This is a genomic window from Shewanella hanedai (assembly GCF_007197645.1).
GTDB lineage: Bacteria > Pseudomonadota > Gammaproteobacteria > Enterobacterales > Shewanellaceae > Shewanella > Shewanella hanedai.
Window position 1 is genome coordinate 185,510 of the sequence record NZ_VKGK01000006.1, and the last position, 21,536, is coordinate 207,045.

Annotated in this window: 15 protein-coding genes and 1 tRNA gene; 7 read left to right on the forward strand and 9 right to left on the reverse strand. The window is 42.7% G+C overall.

Going from position 1 to position 21,536, the window contains the following annotated elements; all coding sequences use genetic code 11:
* Positions 1-324: 324 nt before the first annotated feature.
* The 3 genes from nrdA to yfaE all read left to right on the forward strand — a co-directional run bounded on the left by nrdA (position 325) and on the right by yfaE (position 4,202).
* Complete coding sequence (gene nrdA / locus FN961_RS07355) at positions 325-2,613, forward strand: class 1a ribonucleoside-diphosphate reductase subunit alpha (RefSeq protein WP_143563900.1); 2,289 nt, start codon at positions 325-327, stop codon at positions 2,611-2,613.
* Positions 2,614-2,698: 85 nt separating this feature from the next.
* The gene (gene nrdB, locus FN961_RS07360; RefSeq protein WP_143563901.1) at positions 2,699-3,829 is read left to right on the forward strand and encodes a class Ia ribonucleoside-diphosphate reductase subunit beta; all 1,131 of its coding nucleotides are present in this window, start codon (positions 2,699-2,701) and stop codon (positions 3,827-3,829) included.
* Positions 3,798-4,202: a class I ribonucleotide reductase maintenance protein YfaE gene (yfaE, locus tag FN961_RS07365; protein ID WP_143563902.1), complete on the forward strand. Its 405-nt coding sequence runs from the start codon at positions 3,798-3,800 to the stop codon at positions 4,200-4,202. The genes nrdB and yfaE overlap by 32 nt, the downstream gene beginning before the upstream one ends.
* Positions 4,203-4,281: 79 nt before the next feature.
* Here the strand turns inward: yfaE and FN961_RS07370 are convergent, their stop codons facing one another.
* The gene (locus FN961_RS07370) at positions 4,282-6,297 is read right to left on the reverse strand and encodes an NADPH-dependent 2,4-dienoyl-CoA reductase (protein WP_143563903.1); all 2,016 of its coding nucleotides are present in this window, start codon (positions 6,295-6,297) and stop codon (positions 4,282-4,284) included.
* A gap of 166 nt (positions 6,298-6,463) precedes the next feature.
* Here FN961_RS07370 and sppA point away from each other — a divergent pair, with 166 nt between their 5' ends.
* Both sppA and ansA read left to right on the forward strand, forming a co-directional pair.
* The gene (gene sppA / locus FN961_RS07375; RefSeq protein ID WP_143563904.1) at positions 6,464-8,305 is read left to right on the forward strand and encodes a signal peptide peptidase SppA; all 1,842 of its coding nucleotides are present in this window, start codon (positions 6,464-6,466) and stop codon (positions 8,303-8,305) included.
* 158 nt (positions 8,306-8,463) lie between these two features.
* Positions 8,464-9,477, forward strand: coding sequence for an asparaginase (gene ansA / locus FN961_RS07380; RefSeq protein WP_143563905.1), 1,014 nt, complete (start codon positions 8,464-8,466; stop codon positions 9,475-9,477).
* Positions 9,478-9,615: 138 nt separating this feature from the next.
* On the opposite strand, the gene FN961_RS07385 is transcribed toward ansA, so the two are convergent.
* The 7 genes from FN961_RS07385 to FN961_RS07420 all read right to left on the reverse strand — a co-directional run bounded on the left by FN961_RS07385 (position 9,616) and on the right by FN961_RS07420 (position 17,489).
* Positions 9,616-9,900: a YeaC family protein gene (locus FN961_RS07385; RefSeq protein WP_143563906.1), complete on the reverse strand. Its 285-nt coding sequence runs from the start codon at positions 9,898-9,900 to the stop codon at positions 9,616-9,618.
* Positions 9,897-10,214, reverse strand: coding sequence for a zinc ribbon domain-containing protein (locus FN961_RS07390; protein WP_143563907.1), 318 nt, complete (start codon positions 10,212-10,214; stop codon positions 9,897-9,899). Before FN961_RS07390 ends, FN961_RS07385 begins: the two co-directional genes overlap by 4 nt.
* Positions 10,215-10,278: 64 nt before the next feature.
* A complete protein-coding gene (locus FN961_RS07395; RefSeq protein WP_143563908.1) occupies positions 10,279-11,406 on the reverse strand; it encodes a M14 family metallopeptidase in 1,128 nt (375 codons plus the stop codon).
* 145 nt (positions 11,407-11,551) lie between these two features.
* Positions 11,552-12,232, reverse strand: coding sequence for a response regulator transcription factor (locus tag FN961_RS07400; protein ID WP_143563909.1), 681 nt, complete (start codon positions 12,230-12,232; stop codon positions 11,552-11,554).
* Between the two features lie 178 nt (positions 12,233-12,410).
* Positions 12,411-14,183 carry a DUF885 domain-containing protein gene (locus FN961_RS07405; RefSeq protein WP_143563910.1) on the reverse strand — a complete coding sequence of 591 codons (1,773 nt, stop codon included), beginning with the start codon at positions 14,181-14,183 and terminating at the stop codon, positions 12,411-12,413.
* 436 nt (positions 14,184-14,619) lie between these two features.
* Positions 14,620-16,572 carry a RecQ family ATP-dependent DNA helicase gene (locus FN961_RS07415; RefSeq protein WP_143563911.1) on the reverse strand — a complete coding sequence of 651 codons (1,953 nt, stop codon included), beginning with the start codon at positions 16,570-16,572 and terminating at the stop codon, positions 14,620-14,622.
* A gap of 62 nt (positions 16,573-16,634) precedes the next feature.
* On the reverse strand, positions 16,635-17,489 hold the full coding sequence (locus FN961_RS07420) for an endonuclease/exonuclease/phosphatase family protein (protein ID WP_143563912.1): 855 nt from the start codon (positions 17,487-17,489) through the stop codon (positions 16,635-16,637).
* A gap of 181 nt (positions 17,490-17,670) precedes the next feature.
* Here FN961_RS07420 and cls point away from each other — a divergent pair, with 181 nt between their 5' ends.
* Both cls and FN961_RS07430 read left to right on the forward strand, forming a co-directional pair.
* Positions 17,671-19,128 (forward strand): cardiolipin synthase, encoded by a 1,458-nt coding sequence (gene cls, locus FN961_RS07425; RefSeq protein ID WP_143563913.1) that lies wholly within the window; start codon positions 17,671-17,673, stop codon positions 19,126-19,128.
* Positions 19,129-19,420: 292 nt separating this feature from the next.
* Positions 19,421-19,511, forward strand: a tRNA-Ser gene (locus FN961_RS07430).
* Between the two features lie 305 nt (positions 19,512-19,816).
* Here FN961_RS07430 and FN961_RS07435 read toward each other — a convergent pair.
* Positions 19,817-21,325, reverse strand: coding sequence for a phosphoinositide-specific phospholipase C-related protein (locus FN961_RS07435; protein ID WP_185972744.1), 1,509 nt, complete (start codon positions 21,323-21,325; stop codon positions 19,817-19,819).
* Between the last annotated feature and the right edge of the window lie 211 nt (positions 21,326-21,536).

Genomic DNA, 21,536 nt, shown 5'->3' on the forward strand with positions numbered 1-21,536 from the left:
GATCGCTCTCTAGCCCAATAGAAACGGTCATTAAAAGTCAGCTTTGTCTGCCCCTTTTTTTTATCCTCAACTTATCCACAAGATGCCCCCAAAAACTAAGCCAAATTGATACTTGCAAAATCTCACTAACCTCACTATCTTGTACCTTATAAATTTAAAAACACCATATATAGTGTGTAAGATACAATCAGAGGCACAAGGAACTGTTCATTTCTTATGATGAAAATCACCAGTTTCTTCGAACGTTTTGATTGTTTACATGGAATTTAAGAGCCGACTTATCTCAGTCAGCGACACACATATAAATACCAGGACCTTTCTTTAATGAATAGCAATCTTAAAGTCACAAAACGTAGTGGCGAACGCGAAACCATCGATCTCGATAAAATACACCGAGTGATCACATGGGCAGCCAGAGATCTAAAAAATGTATCCGTATCCGAGGTTGAACTTCGCTCTCACTTACAGTTTTTTGATGGGATCCCAACAGAAGCTATCCATGAAACAATCATTAAAGCCGCTGCCGATCTGATCTCCCCTGAGTCGCCTGATTATCAGTTTTTATCAGCTCGTTTAGCTATTTTCCATCTTCGTAAAAAAGCCTTTGGTCAATTCGAGCCACCAAAACTCTATGATCACGTGGTTAACCTTGTTGAAATGGGAAAATATGACGCCCATATCCTGCACGATTACAGCCGTGAAGAGTTAGATATCTTAGATGGCTATATCGATCACTGGCGTGACATGGATTTCTCTTATGCAGCGGTAAAGCAGCTAGAAGGGAAATACCTCGTTCAGAACCGTGTTACTCACGAGATCTATGAGAGCGCGCAGTTCCTCTATATTTTAGTGGCAGCGTGTCTATTCGCTAACTACCCACGTGAGACGCGTTTAAGTTATATCAAGCGTTTTTATGATGCTGTATCAACATTTAAAATATCTCTGCCAACGCCTATTATGGCAGGTGTGCGTACGCCTACACGTCAGTTCAGCTCATGTGTATTGATTGAGTGTGGAGATAGCTTAGATTCTATTAACGCAACGTCATCATCTATCGTTAAGTATGTCAGTCAACGTGCTGGTATCGGCATTAACGCGGGTCGAATTCGCGCATTAGGTAGTCCTATACGTGGTGGTGAAGCCTTCCATACTGGTTGTCTGCCATTCTTCAAGTATTTCCAAACAGCGGTTAAATCTTGTTCGCAAGGCGGAGTTCGTGGCGGCGCTGCGACCCTGTTCTACCCTATTTGGCATCTTGAAGTTGAATCTCTGTTAGTGCTTAAAAATAACCGAGGCGTTGAAGATAACCGCATTCGTCACTTAGATTACGGTGTGCAGCTCAACAAACTCATGTATCAACGTCTTATTAAAGGCGGCGTGATCAGCTTATTTAGTCCATCTGATGTACCTGGACTGTACGATGCCTTCTTTGAAGATCAAGATGAGTTTGACCGTCTTTATCTGCAATATGAAGCAGACCCGAGTATCCGTAAGAAACAAATTAAAGCATCTGAACTGTTTGGTTTGATGATGCAAGAACGTGCATCTACTGGCCGTATCTACATTCAAAACGTGGATCACTGTAATACTCACAGTCCATTTGATAGTAAAGTCGCACCAATCAGACAGTCAAACCTTTGTCTTGAGATTGCATTGCCGACGAAGCCTTTGAACAATGTGAATGATCCAGATGGTGAAATCGCACTTTGTACTCTATCGGCGCTCAACTTAGGGGCAATCAAAGATCTATCAGAACTTGAACCTCTGGCTGATCTTGCTGTGCGTGCACTGGACAATCTGCTTGATTATCAAGATTACCCGTTAATTGCTGCTGAAAAATCATCAATGAACCGTCGTACCTTAGGTATCGGCGTGATCAACTTTGCTAATTACTTAGCCAAAGAAGGTGTACGTTACTCTGACGGCTCGGCAAATAACATTACCCACAAGACATTCGAAGCCATTCAATACTACCTATTGAAAGCATCAATGAACTTGGCAAAAGAGCAAGGCGCATGCCCTGCTTTCCACGAGACGACTTATTCTCAAGGTGTGCTGCCTATTGACACATATAAGCGTGCTCTGGATGGGATCTGTAATGAACCGCTTCATATGGACTGGGAAACATTACGTCAAGATATCGTGACTCACGGTTTACGTAACTCGACACTTTCAGCGCTGATGCCATCAGAAACGTCATCACAAATATCTAATGCCACCAACGGCATTGAGCCACCACGTGGTCTTATTAGTGTTAAGTCGAGTAAAGATGGTCAGCTGAAGCAAGTTGTACCCGATTTTGAAAAGTATCAATATAGCTATGAGCTGCTTTGGCAGATGCCAAACAACGATGGTTACATACAACTTGTCGGTATCATGCAAAAGTTTGTTGATCAGGCTATTTCGGCAAACACAAACTATGATCCATCGCGTTTTCCTAATCAGAAAGTACCGATGCAAGTCCTGCTTAAAGATCTCTTAAATGCCTATAAACTGGGCGTTAAGACACTTTACTATCACAACACACGTGATGGTGCCTCTGATAATCATGATGATATGGTCAGCGTCGAGAAAGAAGACGATGATTGTGCCGGCGGCGCGTGCAAGATCTAACAAGATCAATCAAGGCTCATTGCTAGTATTGAGCTTGTTATCAATTTAAATAGGGGCATTAAGCCCCTATATTCTGGAAGAAACCATGGCCTATTCTACTTTTTGTCAAACACCTAATGATGCCCGTCTTGAACCTATGTTTTTAGGACAGTCCGTCAACGTCGCTCGTTATGACGTACAAAAATATGAAGTGTTTGAAAAATTGATTGAAAAACAACTTTCATTTTTTTGGCGTCCTGAAGAAGTTGACGTCAGTAAAGACAAGATTGATTATGCAGCCCTTCCTGATCATGAAAAGCACATCTTCATCTCAAACTTGAAATACCAGACCTTGCTTGACTCAATTCAGGGACGTTCACCTAACGTGGCTTTCTTGCCATTGGTATCGTTACCAGAGCTTGAGACTTGGATTGAAACTTGGTCATTTTCTGAAACTATTCACTCACGTTCTTACACACACATTATTCGTAACATCGTCAATGACCCATCAATTGTCTTTGATGATATTGTTGAAAATGATGAGATTCTAAAGCGTGCCAGTGACATTGCTGCGTATTACGATGTATTAATTAAATTGACTCAGGCCTTTCACCTATTAGGTGAAGGTACCCATCTTATCGATGGCAAAGAGCTTGTTGTCACTAAACGTGAAATCAAAAAAGCCCTCTATTTGTGCATGATGTCAGTTAACGTACTTGAAGCCATTCGCTTCTATGTTAGCTTCGCCTGCTCTTTTGCATTTGCAGAACGTAAAGTGATGGAAGGCAACGCCAAAATCATTCGCTTAATTGCACGTGATGAAGCGTTGCACTTAAACAGTACTCAGCACATTCTTAAAATCATGCAAGCGGGTAAAGATGATCCAGAGATGGGTGAGATAGCGAAAGAGTGTGAGCAACAAGCTATTGATATTTTCGTTAAAGCAGCAGAGCAGGAAAAAGAGTGGGCAAAATATCTATTTAAAGACGGTTCAATGATCGGTCTAAACGAGCAGATCTTATGCCAGTATGTTGAGTTCATCACTAACGAGCGCATGAAGTCAGTTAACTTAGCACTGCCATACCCAGTAATAACCAATCCACTTCCTTGGATGAAAACATGGTTAGAGAGTGATTCGGTTCAAGTTGCTCCACAAGAAGTAGAAGTCTCTTCTTATCTTGTTGGCCAAATTGACTCATCAATCGATGAAAGCGAGTTCGAAGACTTTGACCTTTAATCCTCTTTTTCTAAAAGCGCCAATCGTTAGCCTACAAGGCCAACCTGTGTTGCTATTTACTCAGCAGCACACTAATTTGTTGATGGCGTTGGAACAAAAGAAAGTGAAGATGTTTTCCGAGTGCCGCAATGGATATTGCGGTGCTTGTAAAACCAAGGTGATCAGTGGTTCGGTGACCTATCATACCGAGCCTTTGGTGCATCTCGAAAAAGATGAATGTTTGCCCTGCTGTTGTACTCCCAGCTCAGATCTTAATCTCGACCTCTCTGCTCAAGGCATCAAGCTCGTTCAACGAAGCCAATCAACACATGCGGCTTCTGAGAATCAAAACCAAAATCCAGATAGCCCGATATCCGATCCTGAGACGATATAAATACACCTCAGTATTTGTGAAACAACCATAAAAAAAGGGTCAACACATGTTGACCCTTTTTTATATTCATAAATCCAAGCTAAAGCTTAATCGCTAACTCAGCCCCTTGACGAATAGCGCGCTTGGCATCAAGTTCTGCAGCAACATCAGCACCACCGATAAGATGGACCGGTAAGCCAGTGGCTTTCATCTCTTCAAGCAATGTAAGGTTCGAGACTTGTCCGGCACATAACACCACATTATCGACGGCCAACACCTCATCCTTTTCAGCTATCGTGATATGCAGACCTTGCTCATCGAACTTACGATAGTTAACGCCCGTTTTCATCTTTACCTGATGCTTTTTAAGCACCAATCGATGTATCCAACCTGTTGTCTTACCCAAGCCTTTACCCATCTTGGTCGTTTTACGCTGTAACAGATAGATGTCGCGATGCTCACTGGCTTCAACCGGCTCAATTAACCCGCCACGTTCAGAATAGTCCTTGTCGATCCCCCACTGCTTTAACCATTTATCGGGTTGCAATGTGGTTGATTCAGGCTCACAGAGATAATGCGCCATATCAAAACCGATACCGCCAGCGCCAATCAAAGCAACACTTTCACCAAGGGTGACCTCACCATTGAGTACTTGCTGGTAGTTCACCACTTTAGGATCATCGAAACCGGGCAGTTTTATCTCCCTTGGAACAACACCTGAAGACATCACTATCTCGTCAAACTGTTCATCCCTAATCACAGAGGCATCGAGCCTAGTGTTAAGACGCAGCTCGACATTATGCAGCTTCATCTGATTAATGAAGTAACGTATGGTTTCATTAAACTCTTCTTTACCTGGAATTTTACGTGCTAGATTGAACTGACCGCCGACTTCTGACTTCGCTTCAAACAGCACAACCTCATGCCCACGAGTCGCAGCATAAACTGAAAATGCCATACCAGCAGGTCCCGCTCCCATCACTGCAATACGCTTCTTTTTGGCTGTGGGGGTGAAATTGATTTCAGTCTCATAACACGCTCGAGGGTTAACCAAACACGTTGCACGTTTAAGCGCAAACGTATGATCAAGACAGGCCTGATTACACCCTATACAGGTATTAATAAGCTCAGAGGTGTTGGCAGCCGCTTTATTGACGAAATCAGGATCCGCTAAGAAAGGTCTCGCCATGGAGACCATATCTGCTTGACCAGATTCTATAATGTGTTCTGCAATTTCAGGCGTGTTAATGCGGTTGGTTGCTACCAGTGGAATATTCATCTCTTTCTTGAGACGTTCAGTCACCCAAGCAAAGCCACCTCTTGGCACGCTAGTCGCAATCGTAGGCACTCTGGCCTCATGCCAACCTATTCCCGTATTGATGATGGTCACGCCCGCTTTCTCTAACAATTTAGCAAGTTCAACCACTTCATCCCAGCTAGAACCGTTATCCACAAGATCGAGCATTGAAAGTCTAAAAATGATGATGAAGTTGTCACCAACACGCTTTCTGATACTGCGAACGATTTCAAGAGGAAACTTGATGCGGTTCTCGAAGCTACCGCCCCATTCATCGTCACGCACATTGGTGCGAGATGAGACAAACTGGTTAATCAAGTAGCCTTCAGACCCCATCACTTCAACGCCATCGTAACCCGCCTTTTGAGACAACGCAGCGGATGAAGCATAATCCTTAATCGTGCCGCGGATCTGTCTTGCGGACATAGCAGAAGGTGTAAAAGGGGTTATCGGGGATTTAATTTTACTCGGCGCTTGAGAAAACGGATGATAACCATAGCGGCCGGCATGAAGAAGCTGCATACAGATTTTACCACCGGCCTCATGGACAGCTTTTGTTACAACTTGATGTTTGCCTACTTGCCATGGGAAACTCAGTTGGCAAGCATTTGGCGCTAATCGACCACGTAAATTTGGGGAGATCCCACCGGTCACAATCAGCCCTACGCCACCAATCGCTCGTTCTTTATAAAATTGTGCCAGTTTCTCAAAACCGCCCTTTTCTTCCTCTAATCCTGTATGCATGGATCCCATAAGCACACGGTTTTTTAACTGAGTAAAGCCTAGGTCTAAGGGTTCTAGTAAATGCGGAAATGACATTCAAACATCCTTTTAAAACAACTGATTTAAACCAGCATACCTCTTGTCATAACTAAGCTCAACTAGTAGTTACCAGCAATATGGTTAGATTCCATTACAATTGATTTTTCCCTATCGGAGAAATTTCAGTTAGCATAGTGTTATTGAAGTAATAAAGGATTGGATAATGTCGGCAAAACCCTCATTAATAAAAAGATTATTTGTGCTTTTATGGAAAGCCATAAACGGAACGCGAAAGTTAATTCTCAATATTATATTTTTTGGTTTTCTTATCGCAATTATTGTTGCGATGAATATCGAGGAAACAGCCAATATTGAGACTGGCTCTGCATTGGTGCTCAACTTATCGGGTTCTATTGTTGAACAACAGAAACAAGTTGACCCATTCAAAGCGGCGATGCAGAACAGCGATGCTAATGCCAGAGATGGCGAGATTTTGCTGGCAGATGTCCTTAACGTCATTGATAACGCCGCTCACGACACTCGCATCTCATCAATAGTCTTGAAAACTGGACACCTGAAATGGACTGGGATCAGCAAATTGCAATCTATTGGCGATGCATTGTCTCGTTTCAAAGAATCTGGTAAGCCTGTTATTGCCACATCAAATTGGTATGGTCAAAATCAGTACTTTCTAGCAAGCTTTGCCGACACCATCTACCTCAACCCCCAAGGCGGCGTTGAAATGGAAGGCCTAAGCCGCTATCGACAGTATTATAAGTCGGCATTAGATAAGCTGAAGATCAACGCGCACATCTTCCGTGTTGGCACGTTCAAATCGGCAGTAGAACCTTATATCCGCAACGATATGTCCCCTGCGGCGAAAGAGGCGAATCTGGCCTTGATGACTGATCTCTGGGGAAGTTATGAGGATGTCGTTTCCGTCAACCGTGACATCGCTGATGAAAATCTAGTACTCAGTGCAAAGCGGTACATGGTCGAGCTGGATAAAGCTGATGGACAATCGGCGCAGATGGCACTGAACATGAACTGGGTCGATGAATTAGCTACTGCTGAATCATTCAGACTCAACATGCTTGATTTGGTCGGCAAAGCTGATGACGGTAACAGTTTTAAGCAGATTGGTTTCTACGATTATCTCAGTCTTACTGAACTTCACCCCCAACTGCTCACTAGCGATACTGTTGGTATTATCGTAGCCAAAGGTACCATTCTCAATGGTAACCAACCTGCTGGTGCAATTGGTGGAAAAAGCACCTCTGACTTACTGAGAAAAGCACGTTTTGATGACGACATAAAAGCGGTTGTATTGCGCGTTGATAGCCCTGGTGGCAGTGCTTTTGCTTCAGAGCAAATACGTCAAGAAGTGTTAGCACTTAAAACTGCGGGTAAGCCTGTTGTTGTCAGTATGGGCAGTTACGCCGCATCAGGTGGCTACTGGATCTCAGCCAGTGCTGATTACATTTATGCGACACCCACCACGCTCACTGGCTCAATTGGTATCTTCGGTATGATAACCACCTTTGAAGACTCATTAGCCAGCATAGGCGTGCACACAGATGGTGTGGCGACATCGGAATGGGCTGGTGTTTCAGTCACGAAAGGCTTAACACCAGAAATAGAAAATGTCATTCAACGTCATATTGAGCGTGGATATAGCGACTTTATATCACTGGTCTCAACCGAACGAGACATGAGTCTAGAATATGTAGACAGCATAGCCCAAGGTCGTGTTTGGTCTGGTAAAAAAGCTGTCTCGCTAGGTCTAGTTGATGAGTTAGGCGATCTAAAACAAGCGGTCGCGAAGGCCGCTGAGATGGCCGAACTGGATGACTTTGACAGCGAAATAATTGAGCAGGAGCTAACGCCTCAAGAACAGTTTGTGCAAGAGATGTTCGCCTCAGTCGCAATGCACCTTCCACAATCGTCAGGCAATAACTCGGTACTTGAGCAACTATTCTCACAATGGTCTAGTGCGATAGATGAGTTCAGATCCTTCGATGATCCTAAAGGCATGTACCTGTACTGCGACAATTGTGACTTCTAAGTCCCGCGATTAAAAATCGTTAAGCCCGATAAACGTGAGTTTATCGGGCTTTTTTTATGCACTCCTGAACAATAACAGCCTTTAATTCATTAATGCCATTGGGCTCAACGCTCCAAGCAAGTATACTTCAGCCCATCAGTGACCATCAGAAGTTCATTATGACAAAACGTTCCATCTACGTTGCCTACACCGGCGGCACCATAGGCATGCAAAAAACCGCACAGGGATTTGCTCCCGTAGCAGGCTTTCTCACCAATTGTGTGAATTCTATGCCTGAATTCTTCCATGAAGATATGCCCGATTTTGTTATTCATGAGTATTGTCCTCTAATGGACTCTTCTGACATGGCCCCCACTGATTGGCAGAGGCTTGCTAACGACATTAAAGCCAATTACGACCTCTATGACGGCTTTGTTATCCTACACGGCACTGACACCATGGCTTTTACCGCTTCAGCCCTCTCCTTCATGTTACAAGGGCTCTCGAAGCCTGTGATCGTCACAGGCTCTCAAATCCCATTGGCTCAATTAAGATCTGACGGACAAACCAACTTATTAAATTCGCTTTACATCGCAGCAAACTATCCCATTGCTGAGGTTTGTCTGTTCTTCAATAATAAGTTGTTCAGAGGCAACAGAACTACCAAAGCCCATGCCGATGGATTTGGCGCTTTTGCATCACCCAACTTTCCATTGTTACTTGAAGCCGGTATAAAAATCCGCGTAAAGGCAGGAAAGATTGCACAAACTGGCAGTAAAAAGCTGCAAGTGGCCACCATCAGTCCACAACCGATCGGTGTTGTCACCCTCTACCCTGGGATAACGACCTCTGTCATTGCAAATATTTTACAGCAACCCGTCAAAGCACTCATTATTCTGACCTACGGTGTCGGTAATGCACCGCAAAATCCCGCCCTGCTACAAGTATTAACAGAGGCCTCATCGCGTGGGATTATTCTGGTGAATCTAACTCAGTGCTTACAGGGAAAGGTTAATATGAAAGGCTATGCAACCGGTCACGCGTTAGAAGCGGCTGGTGTGATCAGTGGCTTTGACATGACTACAGAAGCAGCATTGGCTAAATTGCATTACTTGCTATCAAAATCTTTGACGCCAGATGAAGTTCGAGCCGCTATGCAGCAAGATTTAGTGGGTGAATTGACTGAAGACTAGTCAGAAAAGGCACTAAAGAAAGAACAAAAAAGGACTGAAGATCACTCTTCAGCCTTTTTTTGTTGCGATATAAAATCAGTATAAGAAAGTGATCTACTCAGCGAGAGTTTAGCGATAACACCTTTACACTGATTGGTATCAGAGATCTTTCTCTTTAAACTCTGCGATGGCTTCGCCTTTAAACTGCTTTTTAAGTTCAGCTTTAGAAAGCTCGTTTACGCTACCTTCACGATTAATCGTAAAGTGATCGGTCTGATCAAGCCTTCTCGCTTGATACAGCATCACAAGTTGCATCGTCGACTCACGCTGTTCTGCTGTCAGTAAGGTGCCATCTTCCCACTTACCTAGCTCTACGCCACTACGAAGGCGTTCATAAACCAGCTCTGGCATCTCGTCAATAATTTGATTTATTTCTGCACTCATACTTTTTTCCGTTTATGCATCACTATTTGCAAGCGAGTAATAAGGTAACCAACAAAGCCCAACACAAAGCAGATAACGGCAATATAAGCGCGCACACCTTCGGCTGTATTACCTCCCCAAAACCACGTCACGACTCCAGCAATGAATATCGTCATGGACAGGAGCCCTTGATTAACAAGTTGGTTCGAGCGTTTAATGTGACTAATGGTGCTCAACACCTGAGTATCACCCGATAGTTGACTACCGCAATATTGGCACACACTCGCTTTACTTGAGATCCTTTTACTACAGCTAGGACATTCTATCAATGCCATCTCACTACCTCAAAAGCAGAGCTACTAGCACAAACTCTTTACTACTAGTAGCGGTGAACATTGGTTATCGTAAGTAATCAACAACCGCTAGCATTGCCGTCAACGACGCTTCACCTAAATAGATAGAACGCTCAGGTGACCATCCAGCCATAGGATCTGGCATGTTGTCATTGTCTTTAAATGGCATCTCTAAGGTGTTTGAAAGACACGTGAACGTCTCGGCTACCCAGTTTGATGCTACGGTAAGGTTTGCTTTACCTGGCTCATCTTTATCATAACCAAATTCAGTTTGGAAATCGGCACTGATCAATAACAGTGCGTCAACGAATTGCTGTTGCAATTTAGCCATACGTGCGTCATAGGATGGTACGCCTTCACAACCAGCAAGAAAAACAAAAGGAAGCCCTTCATCACCGTGCACATCGTAAAACAGATCAACACCCGTCTCTTTCATCTTATTAGTGACGTAGTAAACCTCTGGGCTCTTCTCCAACGATGGGCTCTGCCATTCACGGTTCAAGTTCACTCCAACCGCATTGGTTCTTAAATGACCACGTGCACTTCCGTCTGGGTTCATATTCGGCACAATATAGAAGTTTGCTTTGTCCAGTAGTGCTTTAGCATTAACGTTATCACAATCTAGCAAGCTATTGAAAAAGCCTTCAACTAACCATTCAGCCATGGTTTCACCAGGGTGCTGGCGAGCAGTGATCCAGATGTTGGCTTTAGATTCATCGCCATCACCGACTTTAACTAAGGTCATATCACGACCATCTAAGGTTAACCCTAAATGCTCGAGGCTGACTAATGGGTGGACTTGGACTGAAGCGAGTAGATCTTGATGACGTTCATAACTGTAAGGTGCAAAGTAGGCAATCTGGATCGCATCGCAATCAAGATCCACTGTGATAGTGAGTTTGCCATCTTTGTACTCTGTAGGGAGACGGAACCATTGCTGTCTATCATAGGTCGCAACAGCTTGATAATCTTCCCAGCCTTTAGGATAAGAAGCTGAGCCTGCATTGACAATGTTGAGCACATATTGACTGCCAACTTGCCCTTCTAAACGGAAGTTAAACCACTGATAAAACTCATCACCAACGTCGGGGCGAATGGCCAGTTGTACGTCTTTAATGTCATCTTGATTGATGACTTCAATATTACCACCATCGAAATTAGCGCTGATCCGCATAACGTTTCCTTTATGTTATCAATGAAGATAAGCCGTGAACGGCTTATCTGATACACATAGGATAAACGAAAATGGCGCATAGAACAGCTCGAAAAATGAAAAATAAACACTATTTTATCTCGTATTTAGTATCACTTTATTGCCATTAAGTTGCAAAGCTGTATCCCTGTCCTCTAACGGTATTGATTAAGGTTTTAGGTAATTTAATATCCGCCAGTTTTTTGCGCGTATTACTGACATGCATATCTAAATTTCGATCAAATCGACCAAGCTCTTTTTGCAAAACACTACGCTGGAGCTCTTGCTTGGTGATCACCTCTCCTTTTCGCTCAAATAGATATTTGAGTAATTTAAATTCTGTTTGCGTCAATAACACCCGTTTAGATGCAATAGAGACACAATGCTGCAGTTCATCAAACTCAACTTCATCGCTAATTAACTCAATGGAGCATGTTCGTTCTGAACGAACCAGATCCACTCGTCGCAGCAGTGCAGACATGCGAACCAATAACTCTTTGACACTAAATGGTTTACTGAGAAAATCATCAGCACCTAATTCGTAACCTTTAATCCGATCATCTTCACCGTCAATCGCTGAGATGATGATCACAGGGATCTGCTCTTTTCGTGCTTCCATTAAACCAAAACCGTCTAAGTTTGGCATCATGATGTCCAGCAAAATCAGATCTGGGCTCTCGTTTTCCAATACTGATAAAGCTGCAATACCATCTTCTGCGCCGATAACATGATAACCTTCTTCCATGAGTACCTGCTCTAATAGCTCCCTAAAAACAAGATCATCATCAACTAACAGAACTTTTCTCATTACAACCCTAATGCAAATACGAATGATTATCATCACAGTACTATAGACAAATGTGAATCGCTAGTTATTTTTATTATCAATCGTGAATTTGCTAGCGAGTTAACGTTAACAAGCCTTAAAACAGGCATAAAAAAAGCCAGATCATCTCTGGCTTTAGTGAAATCAACTTATATACGCCTTAGTTATTTAACATTAACTCACGTACATACTTAACTGGTGCACTGCCATAGCTTAAAAACTGCTCGTGAAAGTCCTTTAAATCGAACCCATCGCCTTCAGTGGTTTTTAGCTCCTCCCGAAAATCGTAAATCTCACGGTAGCCTGAGTAATAGCTGGTCAACTGCACCTGACTTAGTGTTGCACGTCTCCATTTACCTTCAGCTTCTGCCGTTTGCTGGAAGGCTTCTTCAGTCATTAAGACTATCGCCTCCTCCTCAGTCATGCCTTTCACCTGAATACTGTAATCAAGCAAGGTATTTGCGATAACTCTGAGATTCCATTTGTAATACATCAACCACAACTCAGGCTCAAAGTTACCATAGCCCTCTTCAAGCATCATACGTTCAGTGTATACCGCCCAGCCTTCGACCATTGCCCCATTACCGAACAAGCTTTTTATCAAACTCGGTGACTCGTTTGAATATACCAGCTGAGTGTAATGACCAGGAATAGCTTCATGGATATTCAGCACCTGCAATATCCAGTGGTTGTATTCACGTAGATAGCTTTCAGCAGACTCATCATCCATGGCATCAAGCGGTGTGACGTTGTAATAGGTATTGCTCGATTTCTCATAAGGACCTGGCGCACTGATAGATGCACCAGCAAAACCGCGCATGTACTCAGGCGTTTCGCGCACAACCAGTGGTTTCTCTGGGTTAAGTGTCACCAAGTTGTTGTCATTAACAAACTTTACCAGCTCAGGGATCTGAGCCCTGACTTCATCGACAAACGCGTCACGTTTAACATGTTTAGAGGAGAGTTTATCAATCAATTGCCGTGTGGCTTTGTTCTTATCCACTGGCTGAGGTGTAGTGAAATAAGTAGACCAAAGTTGGGTAGTGATCTTAGCCATCTCTTCCTGAACTCGAGACTTATCAGCCAATGCCTTTTCATAGAGGGCTTTAGCGCTCATGCCCGCCTGAATATCAAAAGAGAACTTCTGTTCGTAAAGCTCTTCACCAATTCTGAAACTGCGCGCCCCCTCTTTTTCTAATTGAGTTTCTAACGCTGACAGCCATTCAATATGTTCATTAATGGCCTTCGTTGACGCGTTAAACCGTTTGGTGAACAATGTCTTCTCTTCTGTTGTCAATCCTGAGTTTTTTGCTTTATCCAGTAAGTCCTCTGAGAAAACCGAAAACGCACCTTGGTTCTGCATCTTAGCTAATTGCGTATGTTCCAGCGTAGGGTTAGCAATGTTACTGCGCGCAGCTTCATAATAAGCAGGCACATTTTCCATTCGAGAAAGCACAGAGCGAAGTCTAGAATCAAGTGGAGCAAAATCTTCATTAATCAGCTGGGCAAATCCTCCAGCGACATTGTAAATACTTGGGTTCCATTGCCAGGACTTAAAGGTATTGATGTCCCATAAATCCCGCTGTAATAGGTTTTCAATTAAACGGTAATCAATCAATTCATTAGCTGTGAGCATTGCGATATCAAATTTGGCCAATTTCGCCAGTTGTTGCTCATTGAATTTTATTGATAATTGACGATTTTCATCATTGGGTACTTTTAACACACCGTCATATTTATGATAGCCGCTGTATAGCGCCCAAGTCGGTGATTCCTGCCAAAACTGATTAACAAACTGCGATGAGAACTGACTGAAACTGACTCGCTCTTGTGACGCCGTAACTTGCGGAGCTTGCGTATTATCCGCTGACTGACACGCCGTCAATCCCGCCAGTGTTAATCCGATGATCAATGACAATTTTACTTTTTTCATACCTATTCCCAATTCATTATTATTTTAGTTTTACGTTTAAAAAGAGGGCTATACCAATCAGTATAAGAAGTTGATCTACTCAAAGTGTCTTTTGGCAAACTAATTCAAGGCGAATGGAAGACATAATGGTTGTTCCCTTATGAGTTCATTCAACGTAGAAGTAGGCAGCCAAAAACACTCCTTACAGGCGAGTTTTAGCGGTTCTGATCCTGTGTTAACGAGCTTAACCGTAGAATAACTATGCTCTTCACTCGTTGCAAGCCACATGGATGTGGTGAATGTCATTAATGCAGGAGCAATTAATTACCTTGCCTCAGCACCGCTAAACTCTCGCTGAGCGATCAAATCTTTATACTGATTGGTATTATCTTTTGCGACACAGTAAACCATGTATCACAACATTTTTCAGCATCTGTCTCGATGTTGAAACATAGCGTTACAACATCGCCATTCCCGGTAAATTTGTAGTGGCCCATGACTTTACATCAGCAAATCGGTATTTCTCAAATTGTGCAAAACCGGGACAGGATCTCATCTTGAGTTTAGTGAACATTGGCGTGGTCAAACCACACAGAAAACGCGTGAGCAACACAGGCGTACAGGCTGTACCGAGTTTTACCACGGCAGCAGAACAGACTTGATGAAAGTCATATTCATTAAGCGGCTTAACATAAAGAGCTGGCGGGAAAATAGCGGGCTCACCTCGACACGCGGAGCACACGCCGCAATCTTGTATCATTTGCTCGTCAGCAAAATAATGAGCCAGTTGTCGGCTCAAACATTGAGTAGAGGTAAACAATGCCACGAGCTCATTGATTCTGGCAACTTCACTCACTTCCTTATCGGAAAAACGTGAAGACAAGGTCACTGTCAGCGCTTGCTCATCAAACTGGCTATCTAAAACTTGATAAACTTGCGTCATCTGTTTACTTTGCAGTTCAATCATTCCCTTTTCATCGAGGTAATTGATCGCTTTTAACACTCGTTGCCTATCACTTGCATAATGCTGATTTAATGCGTCAAAATTGACACTGGACCAGATTTTAGCTCTGTCAGCGGTTGAGAACAAAGCACGTATAAAGTCACGCCTCTCCTCTTTGAAATACTCAACAACCTCCGCTTCTGGAATAAGAAATTTAAACTTGTACTCAGCAAAGTAGCTATACGTTGGCTTAATGATGTTTAGTAGTTCTAAATACACCAATAAAGTCTTCAAAGATAAAGGCCGTATATTGGATTGGTTAGAGAGACTATTGAGCACAATTTCCCATTGAGGATTGGCACTACCCGTGCTGTTACTTGCCGCTTTCTTGATCTCCTTTAGTACCACTGCAATACCACTAGGCTCGGGTGTATCGCCGTATACAAAGTTTTCTAATGTGCTTAAGTTATCCCCATTAGCCAGCACCAGACAATCAGATTCACCACCGTCACGCCCTGCTCGTCCGATCTCTTGCGCATAGTTTTCGATTGATTTAGGCAGATCATAATGAACGACAAACCGTATATCACTCTTATCAATGCCCATACCAAACGCAATTGTGGCGACAATAATCCCCTGACCACCAGACATAAATTCATGCTGAATTGATTGGCGAACATCGGATGACATGCCAGCATGATAAGCTTTAGCCGCTATCCCTCGAGCACTAAGTTGTGCGGCAACCTGCTCGGCAGTCTGCTGAAGAGTCACATAAATAATTCCAGAGCTGTTGAGTCGACTTTGTAGCCAGTGAGAAAGCACATCGATTTTCTCATTACTCCTCACGCCCTTGACCGCTAAATGCAGGTTAGGTCGATAAAAACCTGTCAGGATCACATTCTCAGGCAAGATCCCAAACTTACTGCCCATGTCTTGGATCACTTTAGGTGTCGCCGTCGCGGTTAACAGTAAGGTCTGAGAAATATTTAACTCCTGTTGATACCTTGGCAGTTTAAGGTAATCAGGACGAAAATTATGACCCCATTCAGAAATACAGTGAGCTTCGTCGACCACTAAGAGCGAAATTGCTACTTCAGCGATAAACTGCCTAAAGCGCTCATTATTCAACCTCTCTACTGAGATCATTAAAATCTTTATCTCGCCGGTGCGAACGCCTCTCATGACGTCATTCGCTTCTTCCCGACTTTGAGCTGAATCTATGCTCGCTGCTGCGATGCCCTTACTCTTAAGAAAATTAATTTGATCTTGAATCAATGCAAGTAGTGGAGATACGACTAAGGTCAAATGGGGTAAACAAAGCGCAGGCAGCTGATAACAGAGCGATTTCCCCGAGCCAGTAGGGAATATTGCCGCGGCGCTTTGTCCATTAAGAATGGCTGTCACAACTTGCTCTTGGCCAGGGCGAAATTCACTGAAACCGAAATGGGATTGCAATAATTGCTGCACGAAAGAGTACCTACTATTGATGGTGAGAAGTCATTACATGATAGGAACACAGATCCATATCATTAATTCTTCTGTATAAGAGAGAAACTGGCTTGTATCGGATTATGATCAGATGCCTTAGTGGGTGTCACGTGCGCCTCGTCTAACACTAGTCCGCTGTAATAGAGATGATCTAACGCTAATCCAAATACTCGATTGCGTTTATCAACAGCATATTTCGCTTCTGTCATGCCCAGTTGGAGCATAAACTCACCAATCATATCGACCCGCCCCTGTCGCCAAGTGTTAAAATCACCAGCCATGATAACAGGGCCATTATGTGCCTTGATCTGCTCCGCTAATAAACTAATTTGTTTCCTGTACTCCTTTAAGCGCCAAGCAAAATTGATCCCATGCAAATTAACCACTAATAGGTTTTCGCCATTAGATAAAGGGTATGTAGACACCAGCGCAGACTTAGCAAAACGGATCCACGGTTCAATGGCCTGATAAGCGCAGGCTGATTCTGCTGACACCTTGGCAAGATTCATCACACCTATCGGCGTTTTAAAGACTTTAAATGCTTTAGCCATCAACACCTGATGACTGTCTTCTTGTAAGAAGCTTTTAAGCCCCGTTGATAACTTAGCCTCTTGAAGCAAAACAAGCTCACTGCTATCAAGCAACTCTGTTAATACAGAGCTCCAGCTCGATCTTTGTTGCTTATAGATATTCCAGACACTGACACTCAGCTTGCCATCGGTATCTAACGGCAATATTGCAGTATTTTCCACACATTGAGATAAGAAAAGTGGCGATTTAGCACTGCTCATGATCAGATTCTCTCCATTCGCTTCATTAACCGAGTAAACATAGGCTGCGGATCCAAATAAGAGCAACATCACTAGGCAGACTGTAATTTTGAATTTAAGTTTCAATTTTATTATCCAATTCCTTAACTTTAGACTGAGGTCAGGACTCTATCAATGCACACTCTCGCAATGCACAGCCCAACAAACAAACTAAATATCTATCTGTATTAATTTTTAAAAACAATGCACACTAGACTTGCATTTCAATCGTTACTCACATCAATCAATACCAGCCCAAGCAGAGAATATGGAACAGTTTTATCAAATTTTAACCTTCGTGGGTCTATTTGCATACTGGTTAATTGCAGCCGGTGTCGCTATTCGAGTGATCATTAAGCGTCGCAGTATAGGTGTGTCTTTAGCGTGGATGATGGTGATCTATTTTGTGCCATTTTTTGGTGTCATCGGCTACCTTCTCATCGGAGAGCAAAACTGGGGCAAAGCCAGAGAAAATCGAGCAAAATTAATGTATGCCCCCTATCGAGAATGGTTTGCCGATCTGTTTAAGTTTCGCCAATATCAGCCCAAAGAACTGAGTCAATACGGCCACTCAATCAGTGCCCTTTGCGAAAACAGATTAGGCATACCTTCGTTAGGGAACAACCAACTCGAATTGCAAACAACGCCACAAGAGATCTTAAACTCGATGATCTCCGACATAAACAATGCGCAAAGCTCAATTAACCTTGAGTTTTATATTTGGCACCCTGGCGGCTTAGCCGATAATGTCGCTCAAGCATTGATTGACGCCGCTAACCGAGGCGTGGATGTTAAACTACTGCTTGATGCCGCCGGAAGTCGTCAATTTTTTAAAAGTCACTGGCCAAAACAACTCAGGAAAAATGGCATTGAGGTCACCAATGCCCTACTGGTGAGTCCATTGAGAATGTTCTTCAGACGGCTTGACCTGAGAATGCACCGTAAGATCGTCATTATCGATAACTGTATCGGCTACACAGGTTCAATGAACATGGTGGATCCAGCATTTTTTAAGCAAAATGCCCATGTGGGACAATGGATCGATGTCATGGTCAGACTCACTGGCTCAAACGTACCAGTACTCAATACGATTAACAGTTGGGACTGGGAGGTTGAAACGAATCATAGACACCTACCAGAAGCGCCTAAGTGCATAAGTCTGGATGCAGATAATCCAGTCGACATACTGCAAGTTATCCCTTCAGGGCCCGGGATGCCAACTGAAATTATCCATCAGGTTTTGCTGCTAAGTATCTACCAAGCGAAATCTGAAATTGTGATCACCACGCCCTACTTCGTTCCTAGTGAAGGCTTGATGTTTGCGTTGGTGTCGGCGGCGCACCGTGGTGTCAACGTCGAATTGATCATTCCCTACCGAAATGACTCGACCATGGTGAAATGGGCCAGCCGTTCTTTCTTCAGTGAACTTCTTAGCGCTGGCGTTAAGATCTACCGTTTTAAAGGCGGACTGCTGCACACAAAATCCGTGGTGATAGACCAAAATCACTGCTTAATTGGCACCGTTAATCTTGATATGCGCAGTTTATGGCTAAACAGTGAAGTCACGCTTGCGGTAGACGATGTCGCCTTTACACAGAAACTCGGTAAGCTGCAGCAAAGTTATATTGATGATTCAGTTCAGGTAGATCACCAAGTTTGGCGAAAGCGTCCGGTATACAAACGAGTGATAGAGCAGTTCTTTTACATGTTCAGCCCACTCTTGTAGAAACCGTTGTTGAAGAGATTGTGGGCACGATTCTAGAAACACGGTTCAATAGCAGAGAGACATAGTAAACCCACCTCTCTGCGCTAAATCATGTAGAGTGACACAAAAATACGCGATTTGATTACCTAATATGCAAACGATTGAAATATCAGTTTTATCGCTTGACCATCTTCAGGCTTTTGCGTAAAGTACGGCTCCGTTAACAGAGAAAGCCCGTCAGCTCGGCTTAGTGATTTGTTAACGATTTCCAAGTTTAAAACTTTGTTTACAAGGTAATTAAACAATAAAATTTGGTGAGTTGGCTGAGTGGCTGAAGGCGCACGCCTGGAAAGTGTGTATGGGTTTATAGCCCATCTAGGGTTCGAATCCCTAACTCACCGCCATATTTAGAAAATGCCTAGCAGAGATGTTAGGCATTTTTCGTTTCAATCATAGCTAACAATTACTAGGTTTATAGCACCTTATTGTAGGGTTCCTTCTTTACCGAAAAGAGCCTAACTCACCGCCATATATACTAAGGGTTAGCATCTGTTATAACAAAGAGCTCAAGGTCTTTTCAACCATTTGATTTTAAAAATAATCACACTCTAATACTAATTAATATATAGATATGGCCGATTGTGAACACGTAATATGAGTATGCCCACCAACTGGCTCAGTTAGTGGGCTTTCAATATGGTAATTTCGTCTAAAAATCTTCACAAATCAGTCTGACACCATTGAGTGCTGTATCATCACCGTCTCCTTGACTATCTTCTACACGTGTAATAATACCTGTTACTGCCTGTCCACTCGGGCAGTTTTGTCTTGGTGTCCAATTACCCCATTGACCGTTATTGGTTGGGGCGTTAATCATTGGACCATCTTTACAATATAAATCGATGTCGTTTGCAGCCGTATCGTCGTCATCACCTTGCTTAGGTTCAATCTTTATATCAAAGCCAACTACAGGTTGGGAGTAGTATGGACAAAGGCTAGATAATCCCCCCCAATCTCCGTATGGACCAGTCGCACTTTGAATTGGAAAGTTGACACCAACATCTGAATTACCACACCATAATTCAATGCCATTTAAAGCAGTATCATCCCCTCCTTCCGACTCTGACTTAAGTTTATATCCATAGACATATTGACCACTTGAACATTTGACAATACTCCCCCAAGTTCCCCAAAAACCATCAGTTATCGCGGAGCCCAAATTACCAGATGGAATAATATTAGTATTAGAGCTAGAGCTCCTGTCATTGTTATTAATAATGTCACTAATAAGGTTTGCTGTGCGGTTTGGATAATCCATTAAAATAATAGACCCAATATTTTCAGTCGATCCAACACCACTATAAAAATACTCTTTTACTTTAGGGTTAACATAGTCAGCTGTATTACTGATATAAAAACCATTATATTGTGCACTTGCAAAATTAATCCAAATTTTAGAACTGTTAAAATCTAAATGAGCTTCATCTAAATGCTCTTTCACCTGAAGTGCTTTTTTAGGGTAATCCAAACCCACTTGGGGACCACATATTCTTTGGGTTACAGCATCTGAAAAAGGTGTAGCAGGGATAATGACTTGCTCGTAGCATTCAGTATCAAGCTCATACTCATCTTGAATTTTTAACAGATCATTTTTCCAACCAATTCCAACGCTGTCATTGTTTGGAGTATAGCGATTGAACAGAACAATATGACTACGTACAGTATCTAACTCCGTGCTACCGGTAATCGAATGTTGATAAAACTTAGTTCCCGGTGCATTAATATAATCTTGATTTAATCTGCTAATATCAAGTCCATCATCAGCAAGAAAGTTTGGTTTTTCGTGTTTTATGGACATGAAAATAACTTCACCATCATGTGCATCTAAAAAGCTTTCAACCTCATCCATCACCAGATCATTAAAGCTCCCTAGAAATATATCTCCATGTCGAAGTTCAAAGTCATTAACACTGCCTATTCGATTACTTATACGAATATCAAAAAAGCGAATGCCATTTTCAAGCTGCTCTCTAATACTCCAATCCTGAGTTTCGGCAAGCGATGTCGTCCTAAAGGCCGCAGAGTCATGGGTGCCAGGAATGGTTAAGTGAGTTAGTTTGGTTGAACCATTTATATCCCTCATCCAGTTTCTTTCATCTAACGCATAAGAATTAATGGAGAAAAAAAATATAACAACAATACATATAACATTCTTCATAAAACTTCCTTTTATTTCTTTCGATGTAAAAGTCATACTTAGCCATCATAGATAGCAAGTGTTGACTACTAAATATATATTTCGTGTACTGAATTAAATCCTATTCAAGATATTATCCGTTATCGAAAACATAACTTTATGCTGTCGATATGCGGACAATTGATAAAATACTGTAGAAAAGTTGACAGTTATTGTTGTTAACCGGACATCC